Origin of the sequence: Acinetobacter sp. GSS19, assembly GCF_028621895.1 — a bacterium.
GTDB lineage: Bacteria > Pseudomonadota > Gammaproteobacteria > Pseudomonadales > Moraxellaceae > Acinetobacter.
Genome location: NZ_CP117520.1, coordinates 872,768 through 888,599, shown reverse-complemented (window position 1 = coordinate 888,599; position 15,832 = coordinate 872,768). Strand labels below are relative to the sequence as shown.

16 protein-coding genes are annotated in these 15,832 nt (G+C 44.5%); 4 read left to right on the top strand and 12 right to left on the bottom strand.

Annotation, left to right across the window (positions count from 1 at the left end):
* Positions 1 to 9: 9 nt before the first annotated feature.
* The 4 genes from PGW99_RS04290 to PGW99_RS04275 form a co-directional block, all read right to left on the bottom strand.
* On the bottom strand, positions 10 to 1,188 hold the full coding sequence (locus PGW99_RS04290) for an acetyl-CoA C-acetyltransferase (RefSeq protein ID WP_273778914.1): 1,179 nt from the start codon (positions 1,186 to 1,188) through the stop codon (positions 10 to 12).
* Between the two features lie 81 nt (positions 1,189 to 1,269).
* On the bottom strand, positions 1,270 to 3,039 hold the full coding sequence (gene phaC, locus PGW99_RS04285; RefSeq protein ID WP_273778913.1) for a class I poly(R)-hydroxyalkanoic acid synthase: 1,770 nt from the start codon (positions 3,037 to 3,039) through the stop codon (positions 1,270 to 1,272).
* A gap of 119 nt (positions 3,040 to 3,158) precedes the next feature.
* Complete coding sequence (locus PGW99_RS04280; protein WP_273778912.1) at positions 3,159 to 3,503, bottom strand: phasin family protein; 345 nt, start codon at positions 3,501 to 3,503, stop codon at positions 3,159 to 3,161.
* An 82-nt stretch (positions 3,504 to 3,585) separates the two neighbouring features.
* A complete protein-coding gene (locus PGW99_RS04275) occupies positions 3,586 to 4,332 on the bottom strand; it encodes a beta-ketoacyl-ACP reductase (protein ID WP_273778911.1) in 747 nt (248 codons plus the stop codon).
* A gap of 647 nt (positions 4,333 to 4,979) precedes the next feature.
* On the opposite strand from PGW99_RS04275, the gene mutS reads away from it, so the two are divergent.
* The 4 genes from mutS to PGW99_RS04255 all read left to right on the top strand — a co-directional run bounded on the left by mutS (position 4,980) and on the right by PGW99_RS04255 (position 9,795).
* Positions 4,980 to 7,625 (top strand): DNA mismatch repair protein MutS, encoded by a 2,646-nt coding sequence (gene mutS, locus PGW99_RS04270; protein WP_273778910.1) that lies wholly within the window; start codon positions 4,980 to 4,982, stop codon positions 7,623 to 7,625.
* 203 nt (positions 7,626 to 7,828) lie between these two features.
* Positions 7,829 to 8,152 (top strand): ferredoxin FdxA, encoded by a 324-nt coding sequence (gene fdxA / locus PGW99_RS04265; protein WP_273778909.1) that lies wholly within the window; start codon positions 7,829 to 7,831, stop codon positions 8,150 to 8,152.
* Between the two features lie 133 nt (positions 8,153 to 8,285).
* Positions 8,286 to 9,011: a D-Ala-D-Ala carboxypeptidase family metallohydrolase gene (locus tag PGW99_RS04260; RefSeq protein WP_273778908.1), complete on the top strand. Its 726-nt coding sequence runs from the start codon at positions 8,286 to 8,288 to the stop codon at positions 9,009 to 9,011.
* 115 nt (positions 9,012 to 9,126) lie between these two features.
* Complete coding sequence (locus tag PGW99_RS04255; protein WP_273778907.1) at positions 9,127 to 9,795, top strand: O-methyltransferase; 669 nt, start codon at positions 9,127 to 9,129, stop codon at positions 9,793 to 9,795.
* A gap of 132 nt (positions 9,796 to 9,927) precedes the next feature.
* Here PGW99_RS04255 and PGW99_RS04250 read toward each other — a convergent pair whose 3' ends face one another.
* From PGW99_RS04250 to PGW99_RS04215, 8 genes are all read right to left on the bottom strand, one after another.
* The gene (locus PGW99_RS04250) at positions 9,928 to 10,770 is read right to left on the bottom strand and encodes a universal stress protein (RefSeq protein WP_273778906.1); all 843 of its coding nucleotides are present in this window, start codon (positions 10,768 to 10,770) and stop codon (positions 9,928 to 9,930) included.
* 123 nt (positions 10,771 to 10,893) lie between these two features.
* Positions 10,894 to 11,511 (bottom strand): acyltransferase, encoded by a 618-nt coding sequence (locus PGW99_RS04245; RefSeq protein ID WP_273778905.1) that lies wholly within the window; start codon positions 11,509 to 11,511, stop codon positions 10,894 to 10,896.
* The gene (locus tag PGW99_RS04240; RefSeq protein WP_273778904.1) at positions 11,504 to 12,103 is read right to left on the bottom strand and encodes an IMPACT family protein; all 600 of its coding nucleotides are present in this window, start codon (positions 12,101 to 12,103) and stop codon (positions 11,504 to 11,506) included. The genes PGW99_RS04245 and PGW99_RS04240 overlap by 8 nt, the downstream gene beginning before the upstream one ends.
* Positions 12,104 to 12,219: 116 nt before the next feature.
* The gene (gene lptB / locus PGW99_RS04235; RefSeq protein ID WP_273778903.1) at positions 12,220 to 12,966 is read right to left on the bottom strand and encodes an LPS export ABC transporter ATP-binding protein; all 747 of its coding nucleotides are present in this window, start codon (positions 12,964 to 12,966) and stop codon (positions 12,220 to 12,222) included.
* Complete coding sequence (lptA, locus tag PGW99_RS04230; RefSeq protein WP_273778902.1) at positions 12,966 to 13,526, bottom strand: lipopolysaccharide transport periplasmic protein LptA; 561 nt, start codon at positions 13,524 to 13,526, stop codon at positions 12,966 to 12,968. The genes lptB and lptA overlap by 1 nt, the downstream gene beginning before the upstream one ends.
* A complete protein-coding gene (gene lptC, locus PGW99_RS04225) occupies positions 13,510 to 14,058 on the bottom strand; it encodes an LPS export ABC transporter periplasmic protein LptC (RefSeq protein WP_273778901.1) in 549 nt (182 codons plus the stop codon). The genes lptA and lptC overlap by 17 nt, the downstream gene beginning before the upstream one ends.
* A gap of 40 nt (positions 14,059 to 14,098) precedes the next feature.
* Complete coding sequence (locus PGW99_RS04220; protein WP_273778899.1) at positions 14,099 to 14,638, bottom strand: KdsC family phosphatase; 540 nt, start codon at positions 14,636 to 14,638, stop codon at positions 14,099 to 14,101.
* 3 nt (positions 14,639 to 14,641) lie between these two features.
* A complete protein-coding gene (locus tag PGW99_RS04215) occupies positions 14,642 to 15,619 on the bottom strand; it encodes a KpsF/GutQ family sugar-phosphate isomerase (RefSeq protein ID WP_273778898.1) in 978 nt (325 codons plus the stop codon).
* Positions 15,620 to 15,832 lie beyond the last annotated feature (213 nt).

Genomic DNA, 15,832 nt, shown 5'->3' with positions numbered 1-15,832 from the left:
GAACTCGGCTTAAACGCGCTCAACCGCTAAAGCCACCCCCATCCCGCCACCGATACATAATGTTGCCAAACCTTTTTTCGCTGAACGGCGTTGCATTTCGTGTAACAACGTCACCAGAATACGACAGCCGGATGCTCCAATTGGATGGCCCAATGCAATCGCGCCACCGTTCACATTAACCTTATCCATATCCAGGCCTAATTCTTTCGATACCCCTAAGGCTTGTGCAGCAAAGGCCTCATTCGCTTCAACCAGATCCACTTCTTGCAGTGACCAACTTGCTTTTTCCAGTGTTTTTCGTACCGCATTAACCGGTCCTAGCCCCATCACTTCCGGTTCAATACCCGACATGGCATAAGATTTAATTTTGGCTAATGGCGTTAGGCCCAGTTCGGCGGCTTTATCAGCACTCATCACCAAGACTGCGGCTGCTCCATCATTAATGCCCGAAGCGTTTCCTGCAGTCACTGTCCCATCCTTCTTAAAGGCCGGACGTAGTTTGGCCAGACTCTGCTCGTTGCTGTCCGCTTTGATATATTCATCACGCTCGAAACTCAGCGGATCACCTTTACGTTGCGGAATCTGAACCGGTACAATTTCCGCATCAAATTTGCCTTCAGCCTGCGCTTTGGCAGCACGTTGCTGTGAAGCAAGTGCCAAGGCATCCTGATCTTCACGGCTAATCGACAGTTTTTCTACAATATTTTCCGCGGTAATGCCCATATGGTACTGGTTATACACATCAGTCAAACCATCATAGACCATACTGTCTATCAGCTGTGCATTGCCCATTTTTTGGCCATTACGCATCTGGATAATATGGGCACTTTGTGACATCGACTCTTGGCCACCCGCCACCACAATATCCGCTTCTCCGCTTACAATCGCCTGTGCCGCCAGATGTACAGCACGCAATCCTGAACCGCAAACCACGTTCAAGGTTGAAGCCGGCACCGAAACTGGGATACCGGCCGCAATAGCTGCCTGACGTGCTGGGTTTTGACCTACACCTGCAGTGAGTACATTCCCCATGATCACCTGATCCACCTGTTCCGGTTTGATGCCAGCATCTTCGAGGACAGCACGAATCACAACCTGTCCCAATTGAGGTGCGCTAACACTAGCAAGACCCCCCAAAAAACTTCCAATCGCAGTACGTTTTGCAGCAACAATCACAACTTCTTTCATTTTATGTCCTATCTTTTCATTTATCTATTGCTTGAAGTGCCTGCACTTATACTATAGGCCGGCACTGATAATGCCCAAATATTAAAATAGACTGGCCTGTACATAACTGCCTGGTGCAGCTTCCTTGACAGGATAGGCAACACTGCCTAAGCTGCGAGCCGGCACTTGCTCACCGGTATAAGGGGCAAGCCACTCCTGCCAGCGTAACCACCAGGATTCGGGATGGAATTGCGCATCTGCGAGCCACTGCTTAGGATTTTCATAAGCTGCTTGATTGGTATAACAACCATATTTATTCCGGCTGGGTGGATTGACGATCCCTGCTACATGGCCAGATTCACCTAACACCAAAGTACTTTCGCCCCCAAGATAGGTTGACCCTTTAAAGCAGGCATCCCAGAGTGCAATATGGTCTTCCTGAGTCGAGATAAAAAAGTTTGGTGTCTTTACTTTTGACAGGTTCAGACCTACGCCATTGACCTTGATCTTATTCGGCTGAATCAGTTCATTATTTAGATAAAGATTACGCACCAGGAAATTATGGACATGTCCGGCAATATTGGTGCCATCACTGTTCCAGTACAAAATATCAAAGTCAGAGGGATGCTTGCCCTTTAAATAGTTTTCAATGTAATAGTTCCAGTACAGGGTATTTTCACGCAACAGGCTAAACGTTACTGCCAACATGCGGCCATCAAAATAGCCCACCTGCTGATTCAGAGTTTCAATCCCTTGAATGACCGGTTCATTAATAAATGCACCCAAACTGCCTGGATTATCAAAGTCCAATAAAGTCGCGAGATAGGTCGCACTTTTGACGTGATTCTTCAGGCGTTTCGCAACATAGTAGGCCTGCGTCGCTGCGAGAACCGTCCCACCAATACAATAACCAATCGCATTGACTTCTTTTTCTCCAGTCATTTCCTCAATGACCCGCATCGCTTCAACCGTACCCGAGGTAATCAGGTCATCAAAGCGCATTTCCTTTTGTTCAGCCCCCGGATTCCGCCAGGACATCAAAAATACGGTATGCCCTTGCTGACGCAACCAATTCACAAAAGAATTCTGCTCACGCAAATCCAGAATATAGTATTTGTTGATAAAAGGCGGAACCAACAGGATCGGTGTCTGGTAAACCGTTTCGCTTGTCGCTTCATATTGCAACAGTTGGAAGACCGGATTTTCAAAAATGACTGCACCCGGCGTATAAGCCAGATCTTTCCCTAAACGGAACGAGTCATTATTGACCATACGTACAGACAGATATTTGCTGCTGTTCATGACATCATCATGGAAAATTTCCATGCCACGTACCAGATTCTGTCCATGTTCCTGTACGGTCTGATGAATCACTTCAGGATTGGTCCACAAAAAATTCCCCGGAGAAAAGGCATTGACCATTTGACGGGTAAAAAAGTGGATTCGGTGACGCACTTTATCCGGAATGCCTTCCACCTCATCCAGCATCTCTTGCACCAATTTGCTGAAATGCAGATAGGACTGGGTCAAAAGATCATAATTCGGCTCCTGCCACAGTGAATCTTTGAACCGGCGATCCCCCTGCTCGGGGGTGACCAAAGGCTGGATATCCTTGTTGACATTACGCAACATGATATTTTGATAGATCTGCATCTGGCCAATCCACCATTTGCTCTGCATCTCGATCAAGCGAGCCGGGTTTTTGGTTAATGCCTGAAAGAACAGCGTCATGTCTTCATTATTGACTTTACTCAATGCTTCATTGAGTGGATTATCACCATAATAAAGTTCTTGTACTTTCTTCCAGATTTCCTCATGTACATCAAAAAAACGTTGGACGTTCTGGTTAAACTGAAAAATGTTCTGTTGCATTGCGCCACTCCGTCTACTGGGTCATTCCTCATGCTTTATCAGGAATGGGATAGCAAACGGGGAAGTGATTTCCACTTCCCCGCATACTAGTCTTCAATCTTCATCTGGATTGCAAACCATTATTTATTGTTCGGCATTGATTCGCTCACCAATTTGTCAAACTCGGCTTTAAATTCAGTCGCCAAGCTTGCCAGCTTTTGTCCGTCCTCAATCATTTGCTGGCTGAGTTTAGTCATGGTTTCCAACTGTTTGGTGCCACAGTTGATCATGCTTTGCATATCTCTCACTTCGCTGTTGGCAAACACTTGTGACAAGGTGATGTCAGCATAATGACGCGCCGCGTTGAGCTGTAAATTGGTCAGGTCTGCAAAGTTTTTTGCCACAAGACTGTTAAATTTTGCATAAGGTTCAAACATATTTTTGTATTGAGCATTCATGTTTGAAAAGATATCGCCGTATAGCATTGGTACTACTCCATGGATTTATAGTGCTTAAAATTTAGTTATTGTTCAAAATGTCAAAAAACAAATGCCATCAGCATAAAGCTTACTGCATGTATAGACCACCATTGATCGACAAGGTCTCACCGGTAATATAGGTGCCATATTCGCCCACCAGATACATGACGGCTGCTGCAATTTCTTCAGGCTGAGCTAGACGGTTTAACGGAATCTGGTCTTCAATACTTTTGACTACTTCTTCGCGCATCGCAGTCACCATTGGTGTCGCGGTGTAACCAGGTGCCACCACATTCACGCATATATTCGAGCGTGCGCCTTCTTGGGCCAGCGCTTTAGTAAACCCAATCATGCCTGCTTTCGCAGCTGAATAGTTGGCTTGACCAAACTGTCCTTTTAGACCATTCACCGAGCTAATATTGACAATCCGTCCCTGCTTTTGCTCAAGCATTTTATTAAAGACTGGATGGGTCACGGTAAACAGGGTTTTTAAATTGGTATCGAGTACCTGTGACCACTGATCAAATGACATTTTTTTGAATGTCGCGTCACGTGTGATCCCTGCATTATTCACCAAAACATCTACACGACCTTCAGCTTCAATTGCTTCCTGAATCGCTGTCGTTGCATCAGCATGGTTGGTCAGATCGGTTAAGACAAAACGTACATCTTCTGGCTGAAATCCTTCACTTTCTAGCCATTGCTTTTCACGGTCTTCCTCACGTGGAACAACCGTTGCAATAATTTTATAATCTGCTTTTACCAGCTGACGACAAATTTCACTACCAATACCACCTAGTGCCCCTGTCACAAATGCGACTTTTCTTTCGGACATATCTTTACCTTTAGCAACTCGAAAAATGGTTGAGTGGATCCACAAAGATTCCTCAGAATCTGCACACAAATTAACCTTTTCTATGTTAAAGCCCTATTACAGCTGCTTGATGTTTTTATGTACAAATGTAAATAACGATGTTTTTAAGTAACACGATAAAACTGAGAGGGAGATGTGCGAGGAGAATCAACGATATAAAAATACAGATGCTTTCCAAAAGTTTTTATGGTTCACTCCTTGTTACCGCATTTTTGTCATAAATATGGTCTTAAAAAATTCAATTAAAAGGAAGGGTAAAAACACCTCAATTGCCAGAACATTTTTATTTCGCTACTTTTTCTGGTTTTAAATAGATGAACAACCTCCCAAACCAACTTAAATCACTGTAAAAATATGGGCACCCGCTGCCTCTTCTTTCAGCAAGAATCCCATATTTCAACTTGATGCTACTGGTAATATATTTTGGATCAAGTTATTAAATTTGCTAGACTTGAGCCGTGATTGCGCTTCAGGTGAACGCTGCCTGTTGATAACAAGAATGCCCTGTTCTCTTGTGCACCACGGTTCAATTCTGCAATCATCCTGTTGGCAAAACAGACCTCTATTTCCCTGTAATTTTATTGTTCAAATTGAAGGACCTCCCCTACATGAGCATGCAAGACGTCATGGCTGATCTCTCCTCGCATACCCCGATGATGCAACAGTACCTTAAGGTCAAAATGCAGCATCAGCATGCGTTGCTGTTTTATCGTATGGGGGATTTTTATGAGCTGTTCTTTGACGACGCCCACAAAGCGGCCAAACTGCTCGGTATTACCCTAACCCATCGCGGTAAAACCCAAGGCGAGCCGATTCCCATGGCAGGCGTGCCCTATCATTCTGCCGAAGGCTACCTTGCACGCTTGGTCAAGGCTGGTGAAACAGTGGCAATTTGTGAACAGGTCGGAGAAGTCACCGGTAAAGGCCCGGTTGAACGTCAAGTAGTGCGTATCCTGACCCCTGGAACCCTCACGGATGATGCCTTACTGAACAGCCATCAATCCTCCAATCTGGTGGCTTTATGTCTGCAACAAAACCAGATCGGGATAGCCTTACTCGACCTGAGTGCGGGTATTTTTAAAGTTCAACAACAGGAATATAAGCCGGAACAACTGCTGATTGAACTGGCACGTCTGATGCCCAGTGAAATTCTGATTGATGAAGACCTGATCGATCCCAATATTATTGAACAGATCAAGAAACAGATCGAGTGTCCCCTGACCAAACGCCCTAATGTCGATTTCAACCTAAATAACGCACAAAAAACCCTGTGTGACCAATTTTCAGTATCGACCTTATCTGGATTTAGTATCGATCATTTACCTCTGGCCAAAGCTGCTGCAGCCGCGCTCATCCACTACGCAAAAGAAACACAAAAAACCGCCTTACCGCATATCCACTCTGTACAGCTTGAGCAAAGCAGTGACTTTATTGCCTTAGATCCGGTCACCCGACGTAATCTGGAAATTATTGAGCCCCTCTTTGAACATGGGACTTCACTGTTTCAACTGATTAATGATTGTGAAACGGCCATGGGGGCACGCTTACTGGGCCGAACATTAATGCAGCCCATGCGCGATACTGCACTGCTAGATGCGCGTCTGGATGCCATTGAACAGCTGCTTAAAGGCTATCATGAAACACCACTTCGTCTGGTGCTGAAGGAGATCAGCGACATTGAGCGGGTGTTAAGCCGTGTCGCATTGGGCAGCGCGCGTCCCCGTGATCTGGTCCAGTTACGTCAAGCCTGTGCCCAAATTCCATTTTTACGTCATGCTCTGCAACCCATTATTGAGCAAAAAAAATCACTGCTATTGCGACAGCTAGACCAAGAACTAGGCGATTTTAACGGATTACATCAACGATTGATGGCCGCGATTGTCGAGCACCCTCCGGTTTTGTTGCGTGATGGCAATGTTATTGCAGAAGGCTTTGACAGTGAGCTGGATGAACTGCGCAAGATCCGTGACCATGCCGGACAATTCCTGATTGATCTGGAAATTCAGGAACGTGAAGCAACGGGGATTCCGACCCTAAAAATTGGCTATAACCGGGTGAGCGGCTACTACATTGAACTCACCCGTGCCCAGGCCGAACAGGCTCCTCAGCATTATATTCGTCGGCAGACGCTCAAAAATGCCGAACGCTATATCACGCCTGAGCTTAAAAGTTTCGAAGACAAAGTCCTCTCCAGCGAATCTCGTGCGCTGGCACGGGAAAAAATGCTGTTTGAGATGTTGCTAGAAGAATTACGACAAGACATTGCCAATTTGCAGATCATGAGTAGTGCGATTGCCCAAATCGATTTGCTAGCAAACTTTGCCCATCAGGCCCGTTTGCGTAACTGGGCACGTCCAGAATTTCACCCAGAAATCGGCATTAAAATTGTCGCAGGACGGCATCCAGTCGTAGAGGCCTTAAGTAAAACGGCATTTACCCCGAATGATACCAGCCTGGATTTTCATCACCGTCTGGCCATCATTACAGGTCCAAATATGGGCGGTAAATCAACCTTTATGCGACAAACGGCCTTGATTACCTTACTAGCCTATTGCGGTAGCTTTATTCCGGCACAATCCGCCCGACTCGGACCGATTGATCGGATTTTTACCCGTATTGGTTCTGCAGATGACCTGTCAACAGGCAAATCAACCTTTATGGTAGAAATGACCGAAACCTCGCAGATTTTACATCATGCCACTTCGCAATCCTTAGTCTTGATGGACGAGGTCGGCCGTGGAACCAGTACCTATGATGGTCTGTCTTTAGCTTGGGCATGCGTTTTAGAACTGGCCAAACGTGTGAAGTGTCTGTGTCTGTTCGCCACCCATTATTTTGAATTAACCGAATTGGCACAAGAGCCGGGGATCGACAACTACCATGTCACCGCCAAAGAACTCAATGGCAATCTGATCTTGTTACATAAAGTCCAGCATGGCCCAGCCAGTCAAAGTCATGGTTTACAGGTGGCCAAACTTGCGGGTATCCCGGCTAGCGTGATTAAAGAAGCACAAAAACGCTTAAAAATTCTGGAAAAGCAGCAACAGCAACATTTACATACCGCCGTACAAAATGACCTGTTTGCACCATTAGATCACCGTGTTGAAATCGTTCCAGAACCTGAACTGATTGAGGTAGTCCCACCTTCTCCTGTGCTGGAAAAATTACAACATCTGGACATTGATGAGCTTAGTCCGCGTCAGGCGCTCGCTGAGTTATATGCATTAAAGGAATTACTGGCTCAACAAAATTAAAGCGGTGTTGATCTTCTAAATATGAACGGACTTTTTTGGGGAAAAGTCCGTTTTTATAGGAGCCATACACGCTTTTGATCAACTTTTATTAAATTTAGTAGCCCGGCATATAACAAATATCAATAAAAGCAATTGTTACTAGAGGCTTTTTTTGCCTAAAATAAGACAATTAATTAAAACCATATTTTTAGGTAGCTGTCGCCATGACCTTTGTTGTCACTGAAAATTGTATTAAATGTAAATACCAAGACTGCGTAGAAGTCTGCCCAGTAGACTGTTTCTATGAAGGTCCAAACTTCCTCGTAATCAATCCAGATGAATGTATCGACTGTGCGCTTTGTGAACCAGAGTGCCCAGCAAATGCCATTTTCTCTGAAGATGAATTACCAGAAGGCCAAGAAGTATTTATCGAACTGAATGCGGATTTATCACAGAAATGGCCAAATATCACACAGATTGGTGAACAGCCTGCTGATCGTGAAGAATGGAATGGTAAACCTAATAAATTGCAATACTTAGAAAAGTAAGATCAATAAAGGACCAGCACATGCTGGTCTTTTTTTATACATAGTCGGAACATTTGATTGCAATTTAAAGCATTTTTTTGCGGCGATTTAGATTAAAATACTGGCGGTAGTGTATTAAGTAATTGATTTTTCGATGAAGCAATTTTTGAAGGGCCTGCTTACCACAAGTATCGTCCCACTTGTTATGATCGGGTGTGCGACCTCCCCTCAAAAAACCGGTCAAATGACCTCTCCTAGCGGATCACGTATTTATATCCCGCAAGAACGGATCAGCATTGAACGTCCGACATCCCCTAAGGTCACACCAGAATCTTTCTATAATTGGACTGCAATCGGCAATAATTTGGAACAGATGCAGGAATATGAACATTTTCTTGCACGTAATAATGTTTCCAATATTATCCCCACCTTTGAACTGTTACGTACGGCACGGGATTGGCAACGCTGTGGTGGCTCACAATATGCTGTACCGAACCAACAGCTCTGGGACAATCAGCTGGCGACTATTCGAATTTTTAAATATATGGTAGCTGCAAAAATCCTGACCGATTTTGAAGTGACCTCTGTGTATCGGGATTTGCCATTAAATCAGTGTGCGGGAGGGGCAAATTCTTCACGTCACCTGTTCAACTCGGCCATTGATTTCCGGATTGGACCCGAAATCCCCCAACCGGAAGATTATGCCTTTATTGAGAATACCAAGTTTAAATTATGTCAATTCTGGATTGAACATGGACAAAGTTTAAATATGGGCTTAGGCCTCTACCGTTCAGGGCAAATCCATATTGATACCCAAGGCTATCGGACTTGGGGGCCTGACCTCACCCGTAACAGTTCGATGTGCAGCAGTTATTCTTGATTTTAAGATTTTCTTGATACTAATTTGTTGAAGATTTCAGCAATCTACCTGTTAAAAATTGCACTCTAGATTGAAAAGTTTACAATGCGCTTAACGCATTATAGGGAACACGCTCATGCAACAAATGTGGACAGAAGTCGATCAATTCATTGATTCACATTTAATTCCTGAAGACCCAAAGCTGCTACAGAACCTCAAAAATACAGCCGATAAAGGTTTCCCGGATCATCTTGCCGTGGCTCCCAACCAAGGTATGCTGTTGCAAATGCTGATACAGATGAATCACTGTAAACGTGTGCTGGAATTGGGAACTTTTGCCGCCTATAGCACTATGTGGCTGGCACGTGCATTGCCCGACGATGGATATATTTTGACAATTGAAGGTCGTGATACACATGCGGCTTTAGCGCAAGAGAATATCGACAATGCCCAGCTGCCTCAAACGATTGATCTGCGCGTGGGTCGTGCAGCCGATATTTTACGTGGCATTGATGTCAGCAACTTTGAACCCTTTGATTTTGTGTTTATTGATGCGGATAAACAAAGCTATGCCGAATACCTCGAGCTCAGTCTGAATTTGTGCCATTCGGGCAGCGTGATTGTGATGGATAACGTCATTCGTGCCGGAGAAATTATTAATCCGGACAACAAGAAACCCAGCATTGAAGGGATTCGCGAACTTTTTGCAACCTTACAAAATCACCCGAAAATTTTATCCTGCACGGCGCTGCAAACAGTGGGCTGCAAGGGACATGATGGCTTCGCCTTGGCGATTGTGAAATAAACACTTACACTTGTACAAAAAACAAACATGTCTTTTTTTACAAGAATTATCAAGTGATTAACGTGCTTGTCCATACAGTTATCCACAATAAATGCGGATAACTATGGATAAATTTAAATCACAAGCTAGGGATTATTTCGCCACCAACAGTGGCACACTGGCATTACGGAAAATAGTCGTTGCAATACTGCCCAAGAAAAACTGGTGAATCTTGCTATGGCTGAATGCACCGAGCACGATCAACTGAATAGAATGTTCGCGCTGGTACTCTAGGATATTTTCCGCAACATCGCCATAACGGTATTCAAGCACGACATCGAGTCCTGCATCGCGGAGATATTGCTCAGGCTCATTCAGTACTTCAGGTTGATCGCCCACATACAGCAGATGACATTGCAACTGACGCAACAAATCACTTTGTGCAATCCGTTTCATCATTTTTTGACAGGTTGGGGAATATTCATAGGCAAAAATAAATCGTGTCGGTGGCGTAAACTTTTCTCCGACTGTAAGCACAGTTGATTTTGCACCACGAATAAAGTTTTCCACATTGGTGCCTATCGGTTTATGGCGGTCTGCAGAATGATCACCCACGCGACCTATCACCGCAATGTCATCTTCCTGCAGAATGTGGAAACTCTGTTCCAGAAAATCGCCTTTTTCCTGGATTTTGCTGGCAGTAATGCCGTATTTTTCCTGGATCAATTCACTGATATGTTTCAACAGGTTATTACTGTAATCAAGTGCCAGTTCACTTTGCTTCTGTTCGAGTTCAGCCAGCTCCTTCAGTAACATGGCATTACTTTCAAAGCCGATAACACCGCTGATTTCCCCCAAATGATAGCTTGCCGGATAGTAGTCTAAAATCTGTAAGAGGACCAATTCACGTTGGGTTTGACTGGCAATCCATGCCGCAGCTTCTGCAATCGCATTAATACACGGCGACGAATCAATACAGGCAATCACTCTTTTCATTTTAATCTGCCTCTCTTCGGGCTTAAGGCCTTGGTTTTTTCTTATTTTTTAAATTAACACAACTTTTTTGCAAAGCAGTCGGATTTCTGTAAGAAAATTCCTAAAAGCGCATTATTTGCTGTTTTATTCACGCCAGCGAATAAATTGTGCCGGATTTCCCGCCACAATCTGGCGTGGCTCAACATCCTTACAGACCATGCTATTCATGCCAACAATCGCCTGCTCCCCGATATGGACACCATCTTTAATGCCGACATGTGCTCCAAGCCAGACATCTCGTCCAATTTCAATGCCTTGTGAGCGGACAGCTTGCTGATAGATGGGCTGTTGCAGATCCATGCCATGGTCGAAGGCGTATAAATGACTATAGGCGGCAATACGCACCTGATCATGCAGGATGATACCTGCACGACCACCATCAAGAATACAGTGATGGTTGATCGCGACTTCACGACCAATCGTTAATGGACCATGCAAGGTACAATCTGCTGCAATAAAAGTGTTGTCACCAACGATGATTTTTCGGCCAGGTTCGGCAAATATATGCGCGAGCGGTGAGATAAAGCAGTTCTCTCCAATCTCTACGGTTTCCATTTCCATCAAATAGGCTTGGTAGTCTTTTTGCCAAGCTTCTGCCCAAGCACGATGTTTGGGCTTAAGTGAATAATACAGCCAAGGCATATAATTCAGACGATGCTGATGCTGTTCACGATATTTTAATAGAGGATCGGCTTCAGTCATTTTCTTCATCTTCCATGATTTTTAACGACTCACGACCACGCGTGATATCCCGAATTTTTAAAGCAAACGGTTCAATTTGATGGAGTTGCATTAGAGCTTCAATCCTCACCCCATCGGCTTCGTAGTGTTCCTGATAGTCGATTTGCTGCTGGGTCAATTCATACTGCAAAATGGCCCATTCATTGAAATGGCAATGAAATGCAACCTGTTTTTTCAGAATAAGCTCGATTTTTTCTGCCAGTTTCAAACATTGCCCTGCACAGCCACCATAAGCGCGAACCAATCCACCCGTTCCCAACTTAATGCCACCATACCAGCGGTTGACCAAGACCAGCACATTAGTCAGTTCATTGCCTTCAATCGTAGCTAAAATTGGACGTCCCGCTGTACCTGAGGGTTCCCCATCATCATTAAAGCGTACCTGATGACCAATTTTCCAGGCCCAGCACTGATGTGTGGTGGTAGGATCTTTGTTTTCTTCAAGAAAGTCTTTCACCGCTTGCTCACTGTCAACAGGCACAGCCATCGCCTGAAAACGGCTTTTTTTGATTTCTTCTTCAAACTGAACAGGATAAGCAAGCGTGAATGGCATAAGATCAAATCAGCATACGGCTACAAAACGGTAAAATTATAACGTGTTTTGCTTTTTGCTTTGAAAATAAAAAATCCCCATGCAAACATGAGGATTCTGCAACAATCGAGAATAGCTTAAACTGTAAAATCTTTACCTAAGTACACCTGACGGACAGTTTCGTTGTCCAGGATTTCTTGTGATGTGCCTTCTGCAATCACCGCACCTTCACTGATGATATAAGCCTTTTCACAAATCGCTAGCGTATCACGAACATTATGATCGGTAATCAAAACGCCGATACCACGATTTTTCAGACCACGGATAATTTCTTTGATATCGCCGACAGAAATCGGGTCAACACCAGCAAAAGGTTCATCCAGCAACATGAATTTCGGATTAGCAGCCAAGGCACGCGCAATTTCAGCACGACGGCGCTCACCACCGGAAACACTCATACCCAGAGAATCTTTAATATGGGTAATTTTAAAATCGTGCAACAGCTCGTCTAAACGTTGCTGACGTTGCTGTTTATTGAGATCTTTGCGGGTTTCCAGAATTGCCATAATATTTTCAGCAATGGTCAATTTACGGAAAATCGACGCTTCCTGCGGTAAATAACCAATTCCTTTGCGGGCACGCTCATGCATCGCGAGATCAGATAAATCCAGATCATCCAGATGAATCTCGCCTTTATCCATCCGCACCAGTCCGACCACCATATAAAAACTCGTGGTTTTTCCTGCACCGTTTGGTCCCAACAGTCCAACAATCTGGCCGCTTTGCATGGTAAAGGAAACATCTTGCACGACCCAGCGTTTACTGTAATTTTTTGCAAGATGCTTGATACATAAGGTTTGTGGTTGCTGAAGTGATTGTTCCATTAATCACGTGCTCCCGGGAAGGTCTTGCTCGCTGACGGCGGAATAATAATTTGTACACGACCTTTACCTGTACCATTTGTTCCACCCGTTGCTTCGATATCGCCCTTGTTCATACTATAGCGTAAGGTTGAACCGCGAATACTTGCCCCATCCTGAACAAGATAAGCGCCACCCGATAGGGTAATAATACCCGTTGAGGCATCATAAACAATCTTTTGTGCCTGACCGCGTGCCAAGCCTTTTTTCACATCAATCTGCTGCTGGAATTTTGCCGGACGTCCTGTAGCCGTAATTGTACTAATCTCACGATTCGCATTTAACTTCGCTACAATCGAATCGGCCTGCAAGCGCATGGTGCCCTGTTCAATCACCACATTGCCACTATAAGTCGTTACACCGCTTTGCTCATTATAGGTCGCACGATCCGCCACCAAAGAGATTTGCTGGTTACGATCCGATGGTAAAGCCCAGGCAGCCGTAGCAAACGCGGTCATGCATCCCACAAAAGCCGCTTTTTTCAGGAAAGCGTTGAATAATGATGATTTATGAACTTGGTGCATACTTTCCTCGAATATTAAAAAACTCGTACTGCCCTTCATTTAAATTGGCTTTAAGCCCCTGACTGATGAATTCAGCCTGTGGCGACTGCACCACGACCTGGTGATTGGTCTCAATCTGGCGGAGTTTTGGATAACCAGTTAACTCATCGGTCCGGAAATCCAGTTGTCCTTGGGGGCCAAACTTGCGAGCAACCACAGCTCCGCTCAAGACAATTTTTTCATTGTCATTAAAACCATTGCCCTGTTGTGCAGAAAAAGTGGCATCCACTTTGCCCTGCTGATACAGGCTGGCATCCAAGTGTTGCAAATGCGAGGTTTTGCGCTGCATGTCTTGCTCAAGACGATCAATTTTTGCACGAACATGCAAATTGCCTTGCTCGTCTGTTTGAGTGAGTTGGATCCCCTGTGCGGCATAAGTCATATTACGGCCAGATTCAATGTCCAGCTTTTGACTTTTTCCGCTGAAATAGTAATAGCCCCCACTCACGGTCGCAACGGTAATGGCTATTGCATAGAGAACTTTGGTATCCATAGGTCAGGCACTATTTCCATTTCAAAAGAGGCTTAAAGGTTTAATGTGGCACAGCCAAGTATTTTTCAAGCAATTCCTGATAAACACCCTTAGCTGTTAACAACATGTCACAAACTTCACGTACCGCACCACGTCCGCCCATAGCTTGAGTGACCAAATCCGCACGACGTCGCACTTCTACATGACCATTTGGAACAGTCACGCTCATCCCAGCAATCGAGAAAGCTGAAAGGTCTGGCCAGTCATCCCCCATATATAGACAGTCTTCAGGAAAGATATTGAGCTGTGCACAGGCTTCACGCAGTGCAACACCTTTATCTTCACGCCCCTGAAAAATCAGGTCTACGCCCAGATCAGTCATACGTTTATTAACGATATGACTTTGACGTCCAGTGATAATAATCACTTTCATACCGGCTTGCTGTACCAGCTTCATGCCTAGGCCATCACGGATATCAAACGATTTAATTTCATCACCACTATTGGTTAAGGTAATAAAACCATCACTTAAAATACCGTCTACATCCAGAACCAATGCCTGCATATGACGTGCATGCTCTAACAATACATACGATGCCATGATTTAATTTACCCCTGCTTGAATCAGATCATGCATGCTGATGACTCCAATGACTTTATTCGCTTCATCTACTACGACAAACTGATTAATTTTCTTATCGCGCAGTAATTCCAAAGCTTCTACCGCACGTGCTTCCGCAGAAATTGTAAACGGTTTTTTTGTCATGACATCAGCAACCGCTACATTGATATCAAAACCTTGCTGACGGTCAATCATACGACGTAAATCACCATCAGTGAAAATACCCAATAAGGTGTCATGTTCATCGACTACGGTGGTTAAACCCAAACGTTTATCACTGATTTCGTAGAGTACTTTACTCATTGGCATATCTGGTCTGACTTTTGGCAATTCAGCCCCTTTATGCATCAGATGTTTCACATGCAAAAGTAAACGTTTGCCAAGAGCACCAGCCGGATGTGAACGGGCAAAATCTTCTGCAGTAAAACCGCGTGCATCAAGCAAAGCAACAGCTAATGCATCACCCAAAGCCAACGTTGCGGTGGTACTCGAAGTTGGCGCCAAACCGAGTGGACAAGCCTCGGTCAACTCACCCAGCGTCAAAGCAACGTCGGCATTTTGTGGCATCGGTCCAGTATCATTCGCGCTTATCGTAATCAGTGGCACACCGAGATGCTTGATTAACGGCATCAACATCATGATCTCATCACTTTTACCAGAGTTCGAGATCGCAATCAGGACATCACCACGTACCAGCATCCCCAAATCACCATGTCCTGCTTCGCCAGGATGCATAAAGAAAGACGGTGTTCCAGTAGAGGCAAAAGTTGCCGCCATTTTACGGCCAATATGACCGGATTTCCCCATTCCCGTCACGACCAAACGGCCTTGGCACTGCAAAATAATTTCACAGGCACGACTAAAACGCTCATCAATTTGCTCAGCCAATACATGCAGGGCTTGTTCTTCGAGGCGCAATGTTTCGCGTGCCACTTTTTGGAAATCGATCTGATTGGACATGTTCGATGAATTCAAGATAAACGTACCTTCACTCTTATTAGAGTCGCGTAATTTCAATCAAAATATTGTGCTGAAGTTTAACATATCTACGCGAATCTCAGCTTTCAAAATATGAACTTTTCACAACACCATAAAAATACTGCATAAAACTTTGTGAAAAATGGAGCTTCAGTTATGATGAGTAACCTGTTTTTGAGCCTTTGAAGACCTTTA

Coding starts and splice junctions, on each gene's coding strand:
- PGW99_RS04290 (WP_273778914.1), bottom strand. CDS start 1,188: ATGAAAGAAGTTGTGATTGTTGCTGCAAAACGTACTGCGATTGGAAGT.
- phaC (WP_273778913.1), bottom strand. CDS start 3,039: ATGCAACAGAACATTTTTCAGTTTAACCAGAACGTCCAACGTTTTTTT.
- PGW99_RS04280 (WP_273778912.1), bottom strand. CDS start 3,503: ATGCTATACGGCGATATCTTTTCAAACATGAATGCTCAATACAAAAAT.
- PGW99_RS04275 (WP_273778911.1), bottom strand. CDS start 4,332: ATGTCCGAAAGAAAAGTCGCATTTGTGACAGGGGCACTAGGTGGTATT.
- mutS (WP_273778910.1), top strand. CDS start 4,980: ATGAGCATGCAAGACGTCATGGCTGATCTCTCCTCGCATACCCCGATG.
- fdxA (WP_273778909.1), top strand. CDS start 7,829: ATGACCTTTGTTGTCACTGAAAATTGTATTAAATGTAAATACCAAGAC.
- PGW99_RS04260 (WP_273778908.1), top strand. CDS start 8,286: ATGAAGCAATTTTTGAAGGGCCTGCTTACCACAAGTATCGTCCCACTT.
- PGW99_RS04255 (WP_273778907.1), top strand. CDS start 9,127: ATGCAACAAATGTGGACAGAAGTCGATCAATTCATTGATTCACATTTA.
- PGW99_RS04250 (WP_273778906.1), bottom strand. CDS start 10,770: ATGAAAAGAGTGATTGCCTGTATTGATTCGTCGCCGTGTATTAATGCG.
- PGW99_RS04245 (WP_273778905.1), bottom strand. CDS start 11,511: ATGACTGAAGCCGATCCTCTATTAAAATATCGTGAACAGCATCAGCAT.
- PGW99_RS04240 (WP_273778904.1), bottom strand. CDS start 12,103: ATGCCATTCACGCTTGCTTATCCTGTTCAGTTTGAAGAAGAAATCAAA.
- lptB (WP_273778903.1), bottom strand. CDS start 12,966: ATGGAACAATCACTTCAGCAACCACAAACCTTATGTATCAAGCATCTT.
- lptA (WP_273778902.1), bottom strand. CDS start 13,526: ATGCACCAAGTTCATAAATCATCATTATTCAACGCTTTCCTGAAAAAA.
- lptC (WP_273778901.1), bottom strand. CDS start 14,058: ATGGATACCAAAGTTCTCTATGCAATAGCCATTACCGTTGCGACCGTG.
- PGW99_RS04220 (WP_273778899.1), bottom strand. CDS start 14,638: ATGGCATCGTATGTATTGTTAGAGCATGCACGTCATATGCAGGCATTG.
- PGW99_RS04215 (WP_273778898.1), bottom strand. CDS start 15,619: ATGTCCAATCAGATCGATTTCCAAAAAGTGGCACGCGAAACATTGCGC.